The sequence below is a fragment of the Streptomyces sp. NPDC003635 genome, from assembly GCF_053587635.1.
Genome location: NZ_JBSFOK010000072.1, coordinates 1 through 15379, shown reverse-complemented (window position 1 = coordinate 15379; position 15379 = coordinate 1). Strand labels below are relative to the sequence as shown.

The window sequence follows — 15379 nt, the reverse complement described above, 5'->3', positions numbered from 1 at the left end:
ATCAACCGCGAGGGCCTTTCGGGCGGGCCCTCAGCCCGTCCGCCAGCCCCTCCGCCATACCCTCGGGGCCGTCTCAGCCCCGCAGAGCGCGCAGCGCCTCCAGCGCGCGGTCGGCGTGGGTGTTCATGCGCAGTTCGCTGCGCACGACCTCCAGCACCCTGCGGTCCTGCCCTATGACGAAGGTGGACCGCTTGGTCGGGGCCACTGAGAGGCCGCGCTTCACGCCGAACCGCTCACGCACGGTGCCGTCGACGTCGGACAGCAGCGGCATGCCGAGCGTGTGCCGTCCGGCGAACTCCTGCTGCCGCTCGACGGGGTCACCGCTGACGCCGACGGGCCGGGCGCCGACGGCGGCGAACTCGGTGGCGAGGTCGCGGAAGTGGCAGGCCTGGGCGGTGCAGCCGGGGGTCAGGGCGGCGGGGTAGAAGAAGAGCACCACCGGCCCCTCGGCGAGCAGCTCCGACAGCTTGCGGATGGTGCCGGTCTCGTCGGGGAGGGCGAAGTCCTCGACCGTGTCACCGATGCCCACACGTGTGCTCAACTCTGTCCCCTCCGTGGTCCGGACCGTCTGCCGCCGGATGTTACCGGAGGGTAGAGCTCAGGGGGTGGCCGCCTGCTGATCCGGCTCCTCGTCCACGGCGTACGCGAGGAAGTCGTCCACCATCCGGTGGAACAGACCGGTGAGCTGCCGCAGCTCCTCGGGCTTCCAGTCGGCCAGCGCCGGCTGCATCCCCCGGGAGCCCGCCTCGCGGACGCTGGCGACCGCGTACCGGCCGGTCTCGGTCAGTTCGATGCGCTGGGCCCGGCGGTCGGCGGGGTCGGGGACGCGGGAGAGGTAGCCGGTCCCCTCCAGTTGCTGCACGGTCCGTGTGACGTGCGAGGCCTCCACGCCGAGGCGGGTGGCCAGCTCCCCCGGCCGCAGCGGCTCACTCTCGGCGACCTGTCGCAGCAGCGCCACGGCGGCCCGGTCCATCGGCACGCCCGCCAGCGCCATCAGGCGTTCGTGGTGGCGGGCGCGGGTGCTCAGGTAGGTGATCCGGGTCAGCGCGCGCTCGATCTCGGCCACTTCCGCGGAGGGAGCGCCGGGGACTCCCGCTCGGGCCGGCCCGCGCCGCCCCTCTCCCCCAGGGGCAGCCTCGGGCGTGCGCGAGCACGATCGGGACGAGAAAGGCGGCCCCGCGGGTCGGTCGGCCCCGTGGCGTGACCGGGGCCTGCCACATGCCGACGAGGGCGTCGACCAGGCCGGTCGCGGCGTCCTGCCAGTCGGTGCGGGGCGTGCGCGCGTTCTCGGCGAGTGCGCGTTCCCGCTCGGCGGTCATGTGGACGATGAGATGGCGTGCCATGTCACCGCGTTCGGTCCGGATGTCATCGGGCAGGCCGGGCAGACTGGCGCGCAGGCCGGTGACGATCTCCCGCAGCGCCGGCGAGGCGAGCGCCTCCTCCGACATCATCCGGTGCAGCGCCGGGTCGGTCATGACCTGGGCGCAGAAGCGGGCGTACCAGGTGGGACTGTTGAGGGCGCCCAGATGCTCGTAGACGGGCCGCACCAGGCAGTCCGCCCGGTCGCGCAGCTCCGTGGAGCCGGTGACCCGCGCGACCATGGCGGTCCTGAGCTCCTCGATGGGCGCCGCGTGTTTGCGCACGATGGCGCGGACCAGGTCGGTCTTGGTGCCGAAGTGGTAGCCGACGACGGTGTTGTCGCCCTGCCCGGCGGCCTCGCCGACCTGCCGGTTGGAGACCGCGAAGACCCCGCGCTCGGCGTACAGCCGCTCGGCCGCGGTCAGGATCAGCTCCCGGGTCGCGCTGACCTGCCCCGCCCGCACCGCCCTGCCTGCCATGCTCATCACCACACCGGGACCCTCGCCTCAGCCCACGCGGGCGGGCCCCTCGGCCCGGCGCGGGTCCGCCGTTCGGCGGCTGCTTCGGGGCAGCAGCCCACGCGGCGGCCGTTCAGGCGAAACCCGAGGCCACGGGGCGTGGCTGACGGTCCGCCCGTCGACAACTCTCCCGTGAGCCTGCCGCTGATCCCTCCGATGCTCGCCACCCCCGGCGCTCTGCCGCCCGTCGCTCAGGACGCGCGCTGGGCGTACGAGACCAAGCAGGACGGCCAGCGAGTGGTGGCCTACCTCGACGGGGAGGGGGGCCTGGTCCTGCGGGCCCGCTCCGGCGAGGAGGTCACCGCCGCCTACCCCGAACTGCGGCCGCTGGGCGGCGCACTGGGCAGCACCCCGGCGGTGCTGGACGGGGAGGTGCTGGCCCTCGACGAGCAGGGGCGTGCCGACTTCCAGTTGCTGCAGTCCCGGATGGGGCTGGCCCACGCACCGGCCCGCGCGGCGGCCCGGGCCGCTGTGGTGCCGGCGCATCTGGTCTTCTTCGACGTCATGCATCTCGCCGGACAGCCCCTGCTCCAACTCCCCTATCTGGGGCGCCGCGAGCGGTTGGAGGGGCTCGGCCTGGACGGACCGCACTGGTCCACGCCCGGGGCCCTCGTGGGCCACGGCGAGCAGGCGCTGCGGGCCACGCGCGAGCACGGTCTGGAGGGTCTGGTCTGCAAGCGGCTGGACTCCGTGTACGAGCCCGGGGTGCGCTCCCGGAACTGGATCAAGATCCGCAACATGCGCAGCGAGGACGTGATCGTCGGCGGCTGGCTGCCGGGGAAGGGACGGATCACCGGCCTGCCCGGCGCGGTGCTGGTGGGTCAGCGGACCGAAGGGCGGCTGCGGTACGTCGGCGGGGTGGGCACCGGCTGGAGCGAGCAGGAGCGCAGGGAGCTTGCCGGGCTGCTCCGGGCGGCCGCGACGGACGTGTGCCCCTTCGATCCCGTGCCCGCGGTCCCGGGCGCGCGCTGGGTCGTGCCCCGGCTGGTCGGGGAGGTGCGGTTCAGCACCCGAACCCGGGCCGGGCTGCTGCGGCAGCCGTCCTGGCTGCGGCTGCGGCCCGATCTCACGCCGGAGGAGTCCTCGGCGGACCTGCCCGACGCACAGCCATGATCCAAGTATTGGGGTGTCCGTAACCGCTCGGACGCCTGCCCCCTCTTGGCGCGGACATGAAAAATCGGGAAGCTGAGCGTCGCAGTCGGGAAGCCGAACTTCCCTTTCCCCCACAGTCGTTGGGCCGCGCCCGCGCCCCGAGGAGGACGCAGTGTCGTCATCGTCGTCGAAGAAGCACCGCAGGAGATGGCTCACCGGTCTCGCCGGTGCGGCCGTGTTCGTCATCGCCTTCCCCTCCGTCGCCTTCGCGGCCCCGCCGCCGGCCCTGCCCGCCAACGCCGAGTCCGCCGAGTTCACGTACCAACCGGCCTTCGACTACGACACCGACGGCTGCTACGCCACGCCCGCGATCAGCGCCGACGGGACCGTCAACGGCGGCCTGAACCCCACCGGCGCCCTCAACGGCAACTGCCGTGACGCCTCCGACCTGGACAACACCAACAGCTACTCGCGCTACAAGTGCAACAACGGCTGGTGCGCCTACCTGTACGGCCTGTACTTCGAGAAGGACCAGGCGCTTCCCGGCACCAGCATCGGCGGGCACCGGCACGATTGGGAGCACGTCGTGATCTGGGTGCAGAGCGGCTCCGTCAAGTACGTCTCCACGTCCAACCACGGCTCGTTCACGGTGACCGCGGCGTCCTCGGTCCGCTTCGAGGGCACGCACGCCAAGATCGTGTACCACAAGGACGGCATCAGCACCCACTGCTTCCGGCTCGCCAACTCCAACGACGAGCCCCCGGAGAACCACAAGGGCACCTGGCAGTACCCGCCGCTGGTCGGCTGGAACGGCTACCCCTCCGGTGTCCGCGACAAGCTCGTGGCGTACGACTTCGGCAGCGCCCACTTCGGTCTGAAGGACGCCAGTTTCGGCAACCACCTCTCCTCCGCCAAGCCGTCGGGCATCACCTTCGACCCGTACGCCTGAGGCCCTCGGGCCCGGGGACTAGGACCAGCGCCGCTCGGCGCCTCCGCCCCGGGCCCGATCCGGCGGCGTCGGACGGTGTCTAGCGTGCTCATCATGGACACCGTCGACACGAGCGGACAGCTCGAAGAAGCCCTGGAACGCCTGCACGCAGCCGGCCCCGAACGGGAGGGCTGGCTGACGAACCACGCGCCCATGGTCGTCGAGGCGCTCGCCGCGCACGGGCACGCGGGGGACGTGCACCGCTGGGTGGACCTGTACCGGGACAGACTGGAGGACTTCCCCGGCCGCACGGACCCTGTCACCGATGACAACTGGCAATCGGCGCTGGGCGATCCGCGCCGGATCGCGGACTGGACGGACCACTTCACCCGCATCCTCGCGACGCGTCCCTGGCGGGACGTCCTCGCCGAGTGGTGGCCGCGCCTGCTGCCCGGGATGTACGGCGGAGCGACCCACGTCGTCATCCGGGCCGGCCACGCCGTACGCGCCCTCGAAGCCGGTGAGACGGCGCCCCGGCGCACCGAACTCGCGCACGCCCTGGGCTACTGGGCGGCCCGCCACCAGCCGGTGACCGGTGTCGCCGTGCTGCCGGGCGCGCCGACCGCCTCGGCCGCCCTGGACGCCGTGCCCACCATCCCCCGGGGCCATGTGGGCTTCCTCAACCGCCTGGCCGCCGTGCACGGGTTGCCCCTCTGGGCCGACGACGTCACCGACCCGGACACCGCCCGGGCCCGGCTCACCGAACTGGTCCGCGCCACGACCCATCGCTACGCCACCCACGGCCACGGCGAGCCGACGATGCTCGTGCACGCGGCGACCGCGCCCAACGCCGTCCTGCGCACGCTGGATTCGCTGCCCCGTGAGCTGTGGGCACCGAGCCTGCGGGCGGCCTGGACCGCGTCCGCCGCCGTCACGGCCATGTACGGCCCCGACGAACCGGTCGCCTACGAGCCGCCCGCCCGCCTCACCGCCGAGGAGGTCATGGAGCGGGCCCTCGCCCACGGCGACGAACACGTCATCAAGCTGACCGACACGGCCCTGGACGTCGGCGACGACCTCGCGCTCGCCGCGGCGCAGCGGGCGATCGAGCTCAGCGAGCCGCTGGTCCCCTGACCAGACTGTCGCCCAGGTCGGTCCGCCCGTACAGGACGTAGTGCCCCTCGCGGCGGGAGGTCAGCAGGCCCGCCTCCCGCAGCACCGACAGATGGGCCGAGACGGTCGACGCGGCGAGGCCGTGCCGGCCGGCGAGTTCGGTGGTCGAGGCGGGGGCCGCCAACCCGCCGAGGATCGCCGCGCGTTGGTGGCCGAGCAGCCGGGCCAGAGCCTCGGGCGGGCCCGGCGGGGCGGGGTCGTGCAGACGGCCCATGCCGAGCGCCGGGTAGATGACCGTGGGCTGCCAGGGGCGGGCGAAGCCGCTGACCACGTCCGGCCACACGAACACGCTCGGCATCAGCACCACACCGCGCCCGTCGGCGTGTTGGGCGTCGACGAGGTCGTCGTACATGCGCAGGGTGAGGGTGTGTCCCGACCAGCCGATGCCGGGGTGCAGGCCGGTGAGGAGCGCGTCGAGTCCGCCGCCGGCGGCCTGCCGGGAGCGGTGGGCGACGTCGGCCTCCAGCACGGCGCGGTGGCGCGGCCAGTCGGGGGCGAGCAAGGCGTGCCAGGCCCGCTCGGTGAGATCGGCGAGCCGCCGCACGGTGGCCGCGGGGTCGTCGAGCGCCGCGCGCCCCTGGGGCGAGGCCGCGAGTCCCGGCGTACAGGCCAGCGAGCGGGCCATCTCGGCGTGCGCGAGGGCCGGGTCGGTGGCGCGCATCCGCGCGAGCTCGTCCTCGATCCGGGGGTACGGCTCGGTCGGCGGCGGTCCCAGGAAGTCGGGGGTGTAGCCGCCGGGGCGCGGGATGAACAGCCACAGCGGCGCCAGGTCGAGTCCGGCGACGGTTCGGCGGACGCGGCGCAGCCAGCTCCGGTGGTAGCCGTGACGGGCGGGGCGGCGCAGCAGTCGTAGCGCCTCGTGGGTCTGGCACAGCGGCGAGATCGCGAACCGGCAGCGCGTCAGGTCGGCGGTGCCCAGGTCCAGGGTCAGGGGCAAGGCGGCCTCCCTCGGTTCCCGGCCTCGATTCGGCCTGGGACGAAAGAGTAGAGGCGCCGTCACCGGCCCCGCAGGGTGGCCCGGTGACCGATTACCGATCAACAGCCGTGGATCGCGACGCGGCTTGGCGCAAAGGCGCCGTCGTCGCGGCGCTGATGCTGGCCGCGTTCACCTTCAACACCACCGAGAACCTGCCCGTCGGCCTGCTGCCCCGGATGTCCGAGGACCTCGGGGTGTCGCTGCCGAGGGCCGGGCTGCTGGTCACCGGCTACGCGCTCACCGTCGTGGTGGTGTCACTGCCCCTCGCCCACGCCACCCGCGCGGTCCCCCGCCGCCATCTGCTCGTCGTCCTGCTCGGCCTCCTCGCCGCGGCCAGCTGGGCCTCTGCCATGGACGTCGTCTCCTACGGCCCGCTGGCCGGGGCCCGTGCGACGACCGCGCTCGCGCAGGCGCTGTACTGGTCGGTGATGGGGCCGGTCGCGGTCGGCCTGTACCCGCCCGAGCGGCGCGGCCGGATCATCGGGCTGCTGTCGGTCGGCGGTTCGCTGGCCACGGTGCTCGGCGTGCCGGCCGGGACCTGGCTGGGCGGGCAGGCCGGCTGGCGGACCCCGTTCGCGGTGCTCGGCGCGCTCGCGCTGGTGTCGCTCGTCACGGTCGCCGTGCTCCTGCCGACCTCCCGCCCGCAGGAGAGCCACTCGGCCTACGGCGTCCGCCCCGACCGCCGCCGCTTCCTCGTCGTCGTGACCACCACCGCCCTGTCGGTGACGGGTGTGTTCACCGCCTTCACCTACATCGCGGCCTTCCTGGAGGAGGTGAGCGGGTTCGACGAGGACGCGGTGGGGGCGGTACTGCTGGCCTTCGGGGCGGCGGGCCTTGCCGGGGTGACCGTGACCGGGCCGCTCCTGGACCGGTTCCCGCGCGCCACGCTCGCCGTGCCGGTGACCACTCAGCTGATCGCCCTGCTCGGCCTGTACACGGCGGGCCACCACCCGGTGGCGACGATCGCGCTGCTGATGCTGCTCGGGGCGTCGGTGGGCCCCGCGTTCATGGCCTCGCAGAGCCAGGTGCTGCACGTGGCCCCGGGCCGCACCGAGTCCGCCCTGGCCGCCAACTCGGTCGCCTTCAACGCGGGCGTGGCCGTCGGCGCCCTCCTCGGCGGCGCCCTGCTCGGACCCCTCGGAGTACGCGGCACCTTCCTCGTCGCAGGCCTGCTCACGGCCGGGGCGCTCACGGTCCTCACGCGGGGCCGCGGAACGCCGTAGCGCACATGCATCTCGCGGGCCCGCCGCCCTCACCATGCACGACAACGGCGTCCACGCCCCTGCGCGACGGGAATCGAGCGGTACGGCAGGGGGCTTGTGATCGGAAGGTCTATCGTGGCGGCATGTCCGTCCCCGAACTGATCCGTATCGTCTCCCGCGACTCGCCCATGGCGCTCGCCCAAGTGGAGCGTGTCCGAGCCGAGTTGACGGCCCTGCATCCGGGGGTGCGCACCGAGGTCGTGCCGGTGAGGACGACCGGCGACAAGTGGATGGGGGACCTGTCCAAGGTCGAGGGGAAGGGGGCGTTCACCAAGGAGGTGGACGCCGCCCTGCTGGCCGGAGAGGCCGATCTCGCGGTGCACTGCGTCAAGGATGTGCCCGCCGACCGGCCGCTGCCGGCCGGTACCGTCTTCGCCGCGTTCCTGAAGCGGGACGACATCCGGGACGCCCTCATCCATCCGGACGGGCTCACCCTGGACGAACTGCCCGAGGGCACCCGCATCGGCACCTCCTCGGTGCGCCGGATCGCCCAACTGGCCGCGACCCAACCGCATCTGGAGTGCGTGCCCTTCCGCGGCAACGCCAACCGGCGGCTGGAGAAGCTGCGCGCGGGCGAGGCCGACGCGCTGCTTCTCGCGGTGTCCGGTCTGGAGCGCATCGGACGGCGGGACGTGATCAGCGAGGTGCTGTCCCCCGAGACGATGATGCCGCCGATCGGTGCGGGCATCCTCGCCCTGCAGTGCCGTGTGGGCGACAGCGAGCTGATCGACGCCGTCAGCGGCCTCGGCGATCCGGACACCCACCGGGAGGCCACCGCCGAGCGGATGTTCCTGCATGTCCTCCAGGGGCACTGCAACAGCCCGATCGCCGGGTACGCGCGCGTCGAGCACGGCGGGGAACTCGCCCTGCGGGCCTGCGTGTTCACCCCGGACGGCAAGACCCGGCTGAACGCCCACGAGTGGGCCGGCCGACTGGATCCGGCCACGCTCGGCACCTCGGTCGCCGTGGCGCTGCTGCGTCAGGGCGCCCGCGAGATCATCGACGGCATCCCGCACTGAGGCGAGGGGGCGCCGCACTGAGGCGAGAGCATCCCGCGCCCCGCGCGCGGCGCTCGTGTCAGGCGGTGCCCTCTTCGGCCTGGTCGCGCAGGAAGTTGCTCACCTGGTGGGCCAGGCACTCCCGTCCCGCGCCGGCCTGGAGGGGGTCCTCGGACAGCCCGATGCCGCCCGCCCACAGCCTGCGCTCGGTCCACTCCTCGTCGACGCGCAGCTGGATCTGCACATCGATCTGACCGAGGTTCTCCTCGGGCCCGGCCGCGTAGAGCACGGCCGTGGCCCGGCGCAGCGGATAGACGTCGAAGCCCTCGATGAACTGCGAGTTGCGCCAGTCGATGAAGGCGCCCTCGCCGTCCGTGCCGATCCGCACGTCGAGCTGGCCGTCCTCGAGGTGGATGCCGTAGTGCCGCTCGCCGCGGTTCTCGACGGTCACGCGCAGGCGGAAGTAGGCCAGGCCCTCGGCGGCGTCGTCACGTCCGCGTGGAGGCTCGGCCTTCTCCAGACGGTGGACGCGGACGCGCAGACCGGCATGCTCGTCGTACTCCTGCCAGTCCCCGACCACGTTCGGCTCGCACACACTGCACCTCTTCGACCTCAGAGAGCTGCTTCCTATCTGTGCGCTCGGACCACTGTCAAATGAGCGGAATGCGCTGTGGCCAGCGCATTCACCCGCTTTGATCGCTGATCAAGCGCTGCCCAGGCACTATCCGTCGCACGGGTCCGTCGAGCGGGGTCACGAGCGTGCCGCACATCACGTCGGCGACCCGGATCCGGGGTGACTCTCACGCACCGGATTCGAGCGACTTCGGAATGTGCACCATATTCACTTAAATCGGGGCAATTGTTTTGAGACGGCCTTGGCTGGGAATCCTCTATGAAGTGCTTCGGACAGGAGGCACGTCCGTGGGAGCCCGGCTGACGGGCCCCGGATGTCGCTCCGCGCGGTCCGAAGTTCGTGCTTCCCACGGTGACTGCCCCATCCAGCACCTGCTGAGGGAGGTGCGCTTCATGTCCGCCACCGGCAGAACGAAGCAGCACCCGCACGACGACGCCCCCGACACCGCGGCCGATTTCGCTCGGCTCGCGCGGCTGCCCGAGGGACCGGAGCGCAAGGCGCTCCGCGACCGACTGGTCCAGGCCTGGCTGCCCATGGCGGAGCGCATCGCGGTCCGCTTCAAGGGACGCGGCGAGGCTCTCGAGGATCTGTACCAGGTGGCCGCGCTCGGCCTCGTCAAGGCCGTCGACCACTACGACCCCGCCCGCGGCTGCGCCTTCGAGGCGTACGCGGTGCCGACCGTCACCGGCGAGATCAAGCGGCACTTCCGGGACCACATGTGGACCCTGCACGTGCCGCGCCGGGTCCAGGATCTACGCAACCGGGTGCGGCAGGCCGCCAAGGAGCTGTCGCAGACCTCCCAGGGGCACGCCCCCACCGTCCAGGAGATCGCCGAGCTCACCGAGCTGACCGAGGACGAGGTGCGTACCGGGATGGAGGCCCTGGACTGCTTCTCCGCACTGTCGCTGGAGGCGGAGATGCCCGGCACCGACGGCTACGCCCTCGGTGACTCCCTCGGCGGACCCGATCCCGCCTTCGACGTCGTCGTCGACCGGGTCGCCGTCCGGCCCTGCCTGGAGCGGCTGCCCGAGCGTGAGCGCACCATCCTCTATCTGCGGTTCTTCCGGGGCATGACCCAGAGCTGCATCGCCCAGCAGCTGGGGATCTCCCAGATGCACGTCTCCCGGCTGCTCAGCGGCTGCTTCACCCAGCTGCGGGAGGAACTGCTCGTCAAGGCGCCCTAGAGTTCCTCGGCCACCCCCGGGATCTGCGTCGGACCGTGCCGCTCGAGAGCCTCCTCGAGTTCGACGCGGATCTGCGGGGGCATCTCCCCGTCGCGACCCCAGACCAGGATGAGGTCAGCCACCTGGCGGAGCTTGATGTTGGTGTGCTGGGACACGTCCTTCAGCACCGTCCAGCCCTCCTCCGGGGCGACCCGGCCGAGGGCCACGATCATCCCGATCGCCTGGTCCACGACGGCGTGCGACGCGACGGCGTGTTTCAGCTGGTCGACCTCTTCCTCCAGCTCGGAGATGCGGTCGGTCTCATCGGCGGGCTCGCGGGGTACACGGGTCACTCATCCATCCTCGTCACTCGTGCAGCGGTATGCCACCGCGTGGTGGGTGGAATCATCATTGTTTCGGCGAACCGGCCGGGGTACTCGGCAGGCGCCGCAACGGATACCGGCCGGACACTGGGAAGAGACGCCGGTGGCCGCCGGCCCGGTGAGACCAGGACGCGACAGCCATGAATCACGACACGAAGGTCCCCAGCGGCACGAAGAACGTGGTCTCCACGCACTCCGTGTTCGGCGCGCCCTGCTGGGTGAGCCTGACCAGCCGGGACCTGGAGACCACCCAGGACTTCTACAGCGCCGTCTTCGGCTGGCGCTGGCGTACCGGCACGCTCGGCGAGCGCTTCCGGATCGCCCTGGCCGACGGTGTGCCCGTCGCCGGGATCGCCGCGGTCGCCACGATGTGGCAGATGGCCGTCGCCTGGACGCCCTACTTCGCCGTACCGAGCGCGGACGAGGCGGTGGCGCGGGTGCAGGAGCGCGGCGGCACGGCCGCCGTCGGACCGCTCTCCTTCCCGCCCGGCCGCGCGGCGCTGCTCGCCGACCGGGACGGCGCCACCTTCGGGATCTGGGAAGGCAAGCTGGTCGGCGACTGGGAGACCTGGCGCCGCTCCTCCCCGGCCTTCATCCGGCTCCACACCCGCGACGCCTTCGACTCCGCGATCTTCTACGGCGAGGTCCTGGACTGGGCCTCGCAGCGCCCGGGCTGCTGCGAGGTGCACTACGAGGGGGGCGAGGTCGTCCTGCGCAGCCAGGGAGACGTCGTGGCCCGGATCGAGTCCGGGGCCCTCGGCGCCGCCCCCGACCCCACCATCCGCCCGCACTGGCAGGTCCACTTCGCCGTCCGGGACGTCGCCGCGTGCGCCCGGACGGCCGAGCAGCACGGCGGCAGCGTCCTGTCGAAGACCGAGGACGAGGCGGTCCTGCGGGACTCGGACGGCGCGCAGTTCACGGTGACCTCACGCCGGGAACGGTGACCTCACGCCGGGCACGCTGAGCGGGACGGGCGCGACAGCAGTACGAGGCTGCGCTCGGTGACCGTCAGGGTGGTGGCAGCCTTGTGCTCCGTCTCGTCGGGGGCGCCCTGGGACTCGGCGGTGTCGATCAGGGTCGTCCAGCGTTCGCCGTACGCCGGGTCCGGGAGCTGGAACTCCACCGGCTCCCAGTAGCTGTTGAGCAGGAGCAGGAAGGAGTCGTCCACGACCGGGCGGCCGCACTGGTCCGGTTCGGCGATGGCGTCGCCGTTGAGGAACACGCCGACGCAGTGGGCGTCGGAGCGTCGCCAGTCCTCCTCCGTCATCTCGCGGGCGTCCGGCAGCAGCCATACCAGGTCGGGGAGCGGCTGTCCGGCGTGCGTGACGGTCTCGCCACGGAAGAAGCGGCGCCGGCGCAGCACGGGGTGGGCGGTGCGCAGCTCGATGACGTACCGCGTGAAGTCGGCGAGTTCGCGCTGCTCCTCGGTGAGTCGCCAGTCGATCCAGGAGACCTTGTTGTCCTGGCAGTAGGCGTTGTTGTTGCCGCCCTGGGTGCGCCCGAGTTCGTCGCCGTGGCACAGCATCGGGATGCCCTGCGAGAGCAGCAGTGTGGCGAGGAAGTTGCGCTGCTGGCGGGCGCGCAGCTCCAGCACGGCCGGGTCGGCGCTCTCGCCCTCGGCCCCGCAGTTCCAGGACCGGTTGGTGCTCTCGCCGTCCCGGTTGCCCTCACCGTTGGCCTCGTTGTGCTTGTCGTTGTACGAGACCAAGTCGCGCAGGGTGAACCCGTCGTGCGCGGTGACGAAGTTGACGCTGGCGCGCGGGCGGCGCTTGCTGTGCTGGTACAGGTCGGAGGAGCCGGTCAGCCGGGAGGCGAAGTCGCCGAGGGTGTGTTCGCCGCCGCGCCAGAAGTCGCGCACGGTGTCCCGGTACTTGCCGTTCCACTCGGACCACAGGGGCGGGAAGTTGCCCACCTGGTAGCCGCCCTCACCGACGTCCCACGGCTCGGCGATCAGCTTCACGCGGCTGATCACCGGGTCCTGCTGGATCAGGTCGAAGAACGCCGACAGCCGGTCCACCTCGTGGAACTGCCGGGCCAGGGTCGCCGCGAGGTCGAAGCGGAAGCCGTCGACGTGCATCTCGGTGACCCAGTACCGCAGCGAGTCCATGATCAGCTGCAGCACGTAGGGGTGCCGCATCAGCAGGCTGTTTCCGGTGCCGGTGGTGTCGTAGTAGTGCGACCAGTCGCCGTCCACCAGCCGGTAGTAGGAGGCGTTGTCGATGCCCCGGAAAGACAGGGTGGGGCCCTTCTCGTTGCCTTCGGCCGTGTGGTTGTAGACGACGTCGAGGATCACTTCGAGGCCGGCCTCGTGCAGCGCCTTCACCATCGACTTGAACTCGCTGACCTGCTGGCCCCGGGTGCCGTGCGCGGCGTAGGCGTTGTGCGGGGCGAAGAAGCCGATGGTGTTGTAGCCCCAGTAGTTCGCGAGGCCCCGGTCGGTGAGCACGCCGTCCTGGACGAACTGGTGCACCGGCATCAGCTCGACGGCCGTGACGCCCAGCGAGGTCAGGTGCTCGACGATCGCGGGGTGCGCGAGCCCGGCGTAGGTGCCGCGCAGTTCGGCGGGGACATCCGGGTGGGTGCGGCTCAGGCCGCGCACATGGGCCTCGTAGATGACGGTGTCGGCGTACGGCCGCCTGGGCGGTCGGTCGTCGCCCCAGTCGAAGTACGGGTCGGTCACCACGCCGAGCATGGTGTGCCCGGCACTGTCGCCCGGGGCGGGCCCCTCGGGGGCCCGCTCGAAGAGGGAGGCGTGGTTGTCCACCTGGCCGTCCACCGCACGGGCGTACGGGTCCAGCAGCAGCTTCGCCGGATTGCACCGGTGGCCGAGGGCCGGGGCCCAGGGTCCGTGCACCCGGTAGCCGTAGCGCTGGCCGGGGCCGACGCCGGGCAGGTAGCCGTGCCACACGAACCCGTCGACCTCGGTCAGTTCGACCGCGCTGTGCCGGCCGCGTTCGTCGACCAGGATCAGTTCGACGCGCTCGGCGACCTCACTGAACAGGGCGAAGTTGGTGCCCTGTCCGTCGTAGGCGGCGCCCAGCGGGTACGGGTGCCCGCTCCAGACGGGCACCCCCGCGCGGTTCTTGCGCGCCGTCACCGCGCCTCCTCCAGCAGCCGTTCGGGAGCGTCGGCCGGGGCCGCCAGCGAGGCGGTCCGGACCTCGCGGGGCACCTGAAGCACCTCGCGCAGGCTCGGCGCCGGGGCGGTCGGCACCAGCGGGACGCGCTCGCCGGCGCGGGCCCGCTGCGAGAACCAGATGACCTTGCTGCCGGTGTCCGTGGCGCAGCAGCCCCAGCCGTCGCTGATCGCGGCGATCTGTTCCAGGCAGCCGCGCAGTTCCAGGTCCGGGCGCAGCTCGCGGTCGTTGTCCCCGATGGCCGTGATCAGGTGCTGGCCGTTCCACCACATCTCGATCGACGTGTTCTTGTCCGTGGCGTGTTCGTCGATGGCGGTCAGCAGCAGTTCGGCACCGCCACAGACGGGTTCCACCAGGTTCTCCAGGTCCCAGTACCTGAGGTGAGCGGCCAGGATGCGCCTGACCTGTCCGACCCGTTCCGGGCTGACTTCCACGTCGAGGTGGTAGTAGCAGGGCACTGCGGTCTTCATCTCGTTCGCTCCTCACCGGCGAGGCTCGGCGCTTCCCCGTCCCCGCGGGACGGGCCCCGAACGCGAAGCGTGAGCATTGATCGCTTCAGAGTCACCTCAAGAGTGAGAGTGCTACGCCATTCGTGCAACACGAGCACGATGAGCGACACGCGACATAGTTGAAGCTCTAACAAGACGTTGAGTCGCCACACGTGCACCATGAGTGAAGACCCATGCCCATCCGTGTGTCCGCAACGCCACCCCCTGAGTACGCGGTGGTGGCCTGCCATGAATCCCGAGAGGTGAACGGCGTCATGTTGCTACCGGCCAAAGCCGAAGTCGCCCGCCAGCTTGGGCGCTACCGGGCCTGGGAACGCGTCATGCTCGCGTCCCCGAACGACAGCGCGGTAAGGGCCACTTTCGAGGACTCGGGCTACACGCTGTGTGTGCTGATGGGCAAGCGCTGCGCGCGCGAGGCCGCGGACGCCGCCGAGCGCTATCTGCGCACCAGCCTCGGCACCTATCTGCGCGAGCAGAGCGAACGACCCCGTCCCGGCCGCGCGGCCCGACGGGGTCCACCCAGCACCAAGCGGCGTTCCCGGGCGGGAAGGTAGATCCCTTCCCACGCAGCTTGAATCCCCGGCCGGGCCCTCGATGGGGCCCGGCCACGACTACGGCGGAGGAGACCATGAAGGCAACCGCGGCCATCGGCCGCATCCCGGTACGGCATGTGCGGCCGGCCGTGGATTGCGGCAGGCGCCCGGCGAAGGCGGTCGTGGGCGAGACGTTCGAGGTCTCGGCGACCGTGTTCCGCGAGGGGCACGACGCCGTGGCCGCCAATGTCGTCCTGCGGGATCCCGAGGGCCGGCCGGGCCCCTGGACGCCGATGCGCGAACTGGCGCCGGGCAGCGACCGCTGGGGCGCCGAGGTCACCCCCACCGCCACCGGCCACTGGACGTTCCAGGTCGAGGCCTGGAGCGACCCGGTGACGACCTGGCGCCGCAAGGCCCGGATCAAGGTGCCGGCCGGGATCGATGTCGGCGTGGTCCTGGAGGAGGGCGCCGACCTCCTCGAGCGCGCGGCGGCCGGGGTGCCCGCCGACCAGCGGCAGGTCCTCGTCCGCGCGGCCGGGTCCCTCCTGGACGACTCGCTTCCCGTGGTGTCCCGGCTGGCCGCCGCCTTCCGGCCCGATGTGCACGAGGTGTTGTCGCGTTATCCGTTGCGGGAGTTGGTCACCGCCTCCGATCCGCTGCCTTTGCTGGTCGAGCGGGAACGGGCCCTGTACGGCTCCTGGTACGAGTTCTTCCC

The 15379-nt window shown here is 71.9% G+C and carries 16 protein-coding genes and 1 pseudogene; 9 read left to right on the top strand and 8 right to left on the bottom strand.

Translation table 11 applies throughout. The features are described 5' to 3' along the window. Positions 1-73: 73 nt before the first annotated feature. The 3 genes and pseudogenes from ACWDRW_RS37835 to ACWDRW_RS37825 form a co-directional block, all read right to left on the bottom strand. On the bottom strand, positions 74-475 hold the full coding sequence (locus ACWDRW_RS37835) for a peroxiredoxin (protein ID WP_451732357.1): 402 nt from the start codon (positions 473-475) through the stop codon (positions 74-76). A 123-nt stretch (positions 476-598) separates the two neighbouring features. Then, positions 599-1066, bottom strand: coding sequence for a MarR family winged helix-turn-helix transcriptional regulator (locus ACWDRW_RS37830; protein WP_451732321.1), 468 nt, complete (start codon positions 1064-1066; stop codon positions 599-601). Between the two features lie 124 nt (positions 1067-1190). Then, a pseudogene (locus ACWDRW_RS37825) lies at positions 1191-1838 on the bottom strand (TetR family transcriptional regulator); the annotation flags it as partial. Between the two features lie 171 nt (positions 1839-2009). Here ACWDRW_RS37825 and ACWDRW_RS37820 point away from each other — a divergent pair. The 3 genes from ACWDRW_RS37820 to ACWDRW_RS37810 all read left to right on the top strand — a co-directional run bounded on the left by ACWDRW_RS37820 (position 2010) and on the right by ACWDRW_RS37810 (position 5031). Next, positions 2010-2990 carry an ATP-dependent DNA ligase gene (locus tag ACWDRW_RS37820; RefSeq protein ID WP_451732318.1) on the top strand — a complete coding sequence of 327 codons (981 nt, stop codon included), beginning with the start codon at positions 2010-2012 and terminating at the stop codon, positions 2988-2990. A gap of 151 nt (positions 2991-3141) precedes the next feature. Next, complete coding sequence (locus ACWDRW_RS37815; protein ID WP_451732316.1) at positions 3142-3918, top strand: NPP1 family protein; 777 nt, start codon at positions 3142-3144, stop codon at positions 3916-3918. Positions 3919-4011: 93 nt separating this feature from the next. Then, positions 4012-5031, top strand: a complete 1020-nt coding sequence (locus ACWDRW_RS37810; RefSeq protein WP_451732314.1) for a questin oxidase family protein — start codon at positions 4012-4014, stop codon at positions 5029-5031. Here the strand turns inward: ACWDRW_RS37810 and ACWDRW_RS37805 are convergent. After that, on the bottom strand, positions 5009-6007 hold the full coding sequence (locus ACWDRW_RS37805; protein WP_451732311.1) for a DUF5937 family protein: 999 nt from the start codon (positions 6005-6007) through the stop codon (positions 5009-5011). The genes ACWDRW_RS37810 and ACWDRW_RS37805 overlap by 23 nt on opposite strands. A 155-nt stretch (positions 6008-6162) precedes the next feature. On the opposite strand from ACWDRW_RS37805, the gene ACWDRW_RS37800 reads away from it, so the two are divergent. Together ACWDRW_RS37800 and hemC are read left to right on the top strand one after the other, a co-directional pair. Then, entirely contained in the window at positions 6163-7269 is a 1107-nt protein-coding gene (locus tag ACWDRW_RS37800) for an MFS transporter (RefSeq protein WP_451732354.1), read from the top strand. A 122-nt stretch (positions 7270-7391) separates the two neighbouring features. Continuing rightward, complete coding sequence (hemC, locus tag ACWDRW_RS37795; protein WP_451732308.1) at positions 7392-8327, top strand: hydroxymethylbilane synthase; 936 nt, start codon at positions 7392-7394, stop codon at positions 8325-8327. Positions 8328-8385: 58 nt separating this feature from the next. Here the strand turns inward: hemC and ACWDRW_RS37790 are convergent, their stop codons facing one another. Beyond that, positions 8386-8901: a hypothetical protein gene (locus tag ACWDRW_RS37790; protein WP_451732305.1), complete on the bottom strand. Its 516-nt coding sequence runs from the start codon at positions 8899-8901 to the stop codon at positions 8386-8388. Between the two features lie 431 nt (positions 8902-9332). On the opposite strand from ACWDRW_RS37790, the gene ACWDRW_RS37785 reads away from it, so the two are divergent. Beyond that, entirely contained in the window at positions 9333-10124 is a 792-nt protein-coding gene (locus ACWDRW_RS37785; protein WP_451732302.1) for a SigB/SigF/SigG family RNA polymerase sigma factor, read from the top strand. Here ACWDRW_RS37785 and ACWDRW_RS37780 read toward each other — a convergent pair. After that, on the bottom strand, positions 10121-10456 hold the full coding sequence (locus ACWDRW_RS37780) for an ANTAR domain-containing protein (protein ID WP_451732299.1): 336 nt from the start codon (positions 10454-10456) through the stop codon (positions 10121-10123). The two genes, ACWDRW_RS37785 and ACWDRW_RS37780, sit on opposite strands and share 4 nt — an antisense overlap. Before the next feature lie 170 nt (positions 10457-10626). Here ACWDRW_RS37780 and ACWDRW_RS37775 point away from each other — a divergent pair, with 170 nt between their 5' ends. Beyond that, on the top strand, positions 10627-11430 hold the full coding sequence (locus tag ACWDRW_RS37775; RefSeq protein WP_451732296.1) for a VOC family protein: 804 nt from the start codon (positions 10627-10629) through the stop codon (positions 11428-11430). Between the two features lie 2 nt (positions 11431-11432). On the opposite strand, the gene glgX is transcribed toward ACWDRW_RS37775, so the two are convergent. Then, positions 11433-13583 (bottom strand): glycogen debranching protein GlgX, encoded by a 2151-nt coding sequence (gene glgX / locus ACWDRW_RS37770; protein WP_451732293.1) that lies wholly within the window; start codon positions 13581-13583, stop codon positions 11433-11435. Then, complete coding sequence (locus tag ACWDRW_RS37765) at positions 13580-14092, bottom strand: pep a2 (RefSeq protein ID WP_451732290.1); 513 nt, start codon at positions 14090-14092, stop codon at positions 13580-13582. Before ACWDRW_RS37765 ends, glgX begins: the two co-directional genes overlap by 4 nt. A gap of 293 nt (positions 14093-14385) precedes the next feature. Between ACWDRW_RS37765 and ACWDRW_RS37760 the strand changes: the two genes are divergently transcribed. Further along, complete coding sequence (locus ACWDRW_RS37760) at positions 14386-14685, top strand: DUF5133 domain-containing protein (RefSeq protein WP_451732287.1); 300 nt, start codon at positions 14386-14388, stop codon at positions 14683-14685. Between the two features lie 74 nt (positions 14686-14759). Then, positions 14760-15379 (top strand): maltotransferase domain-containing protein (locus ACWDRW_RS37755; RefSeq protein ID WP_451732284.1); only part of this gene is annotated, 620 nt, incomplete at its 3' end.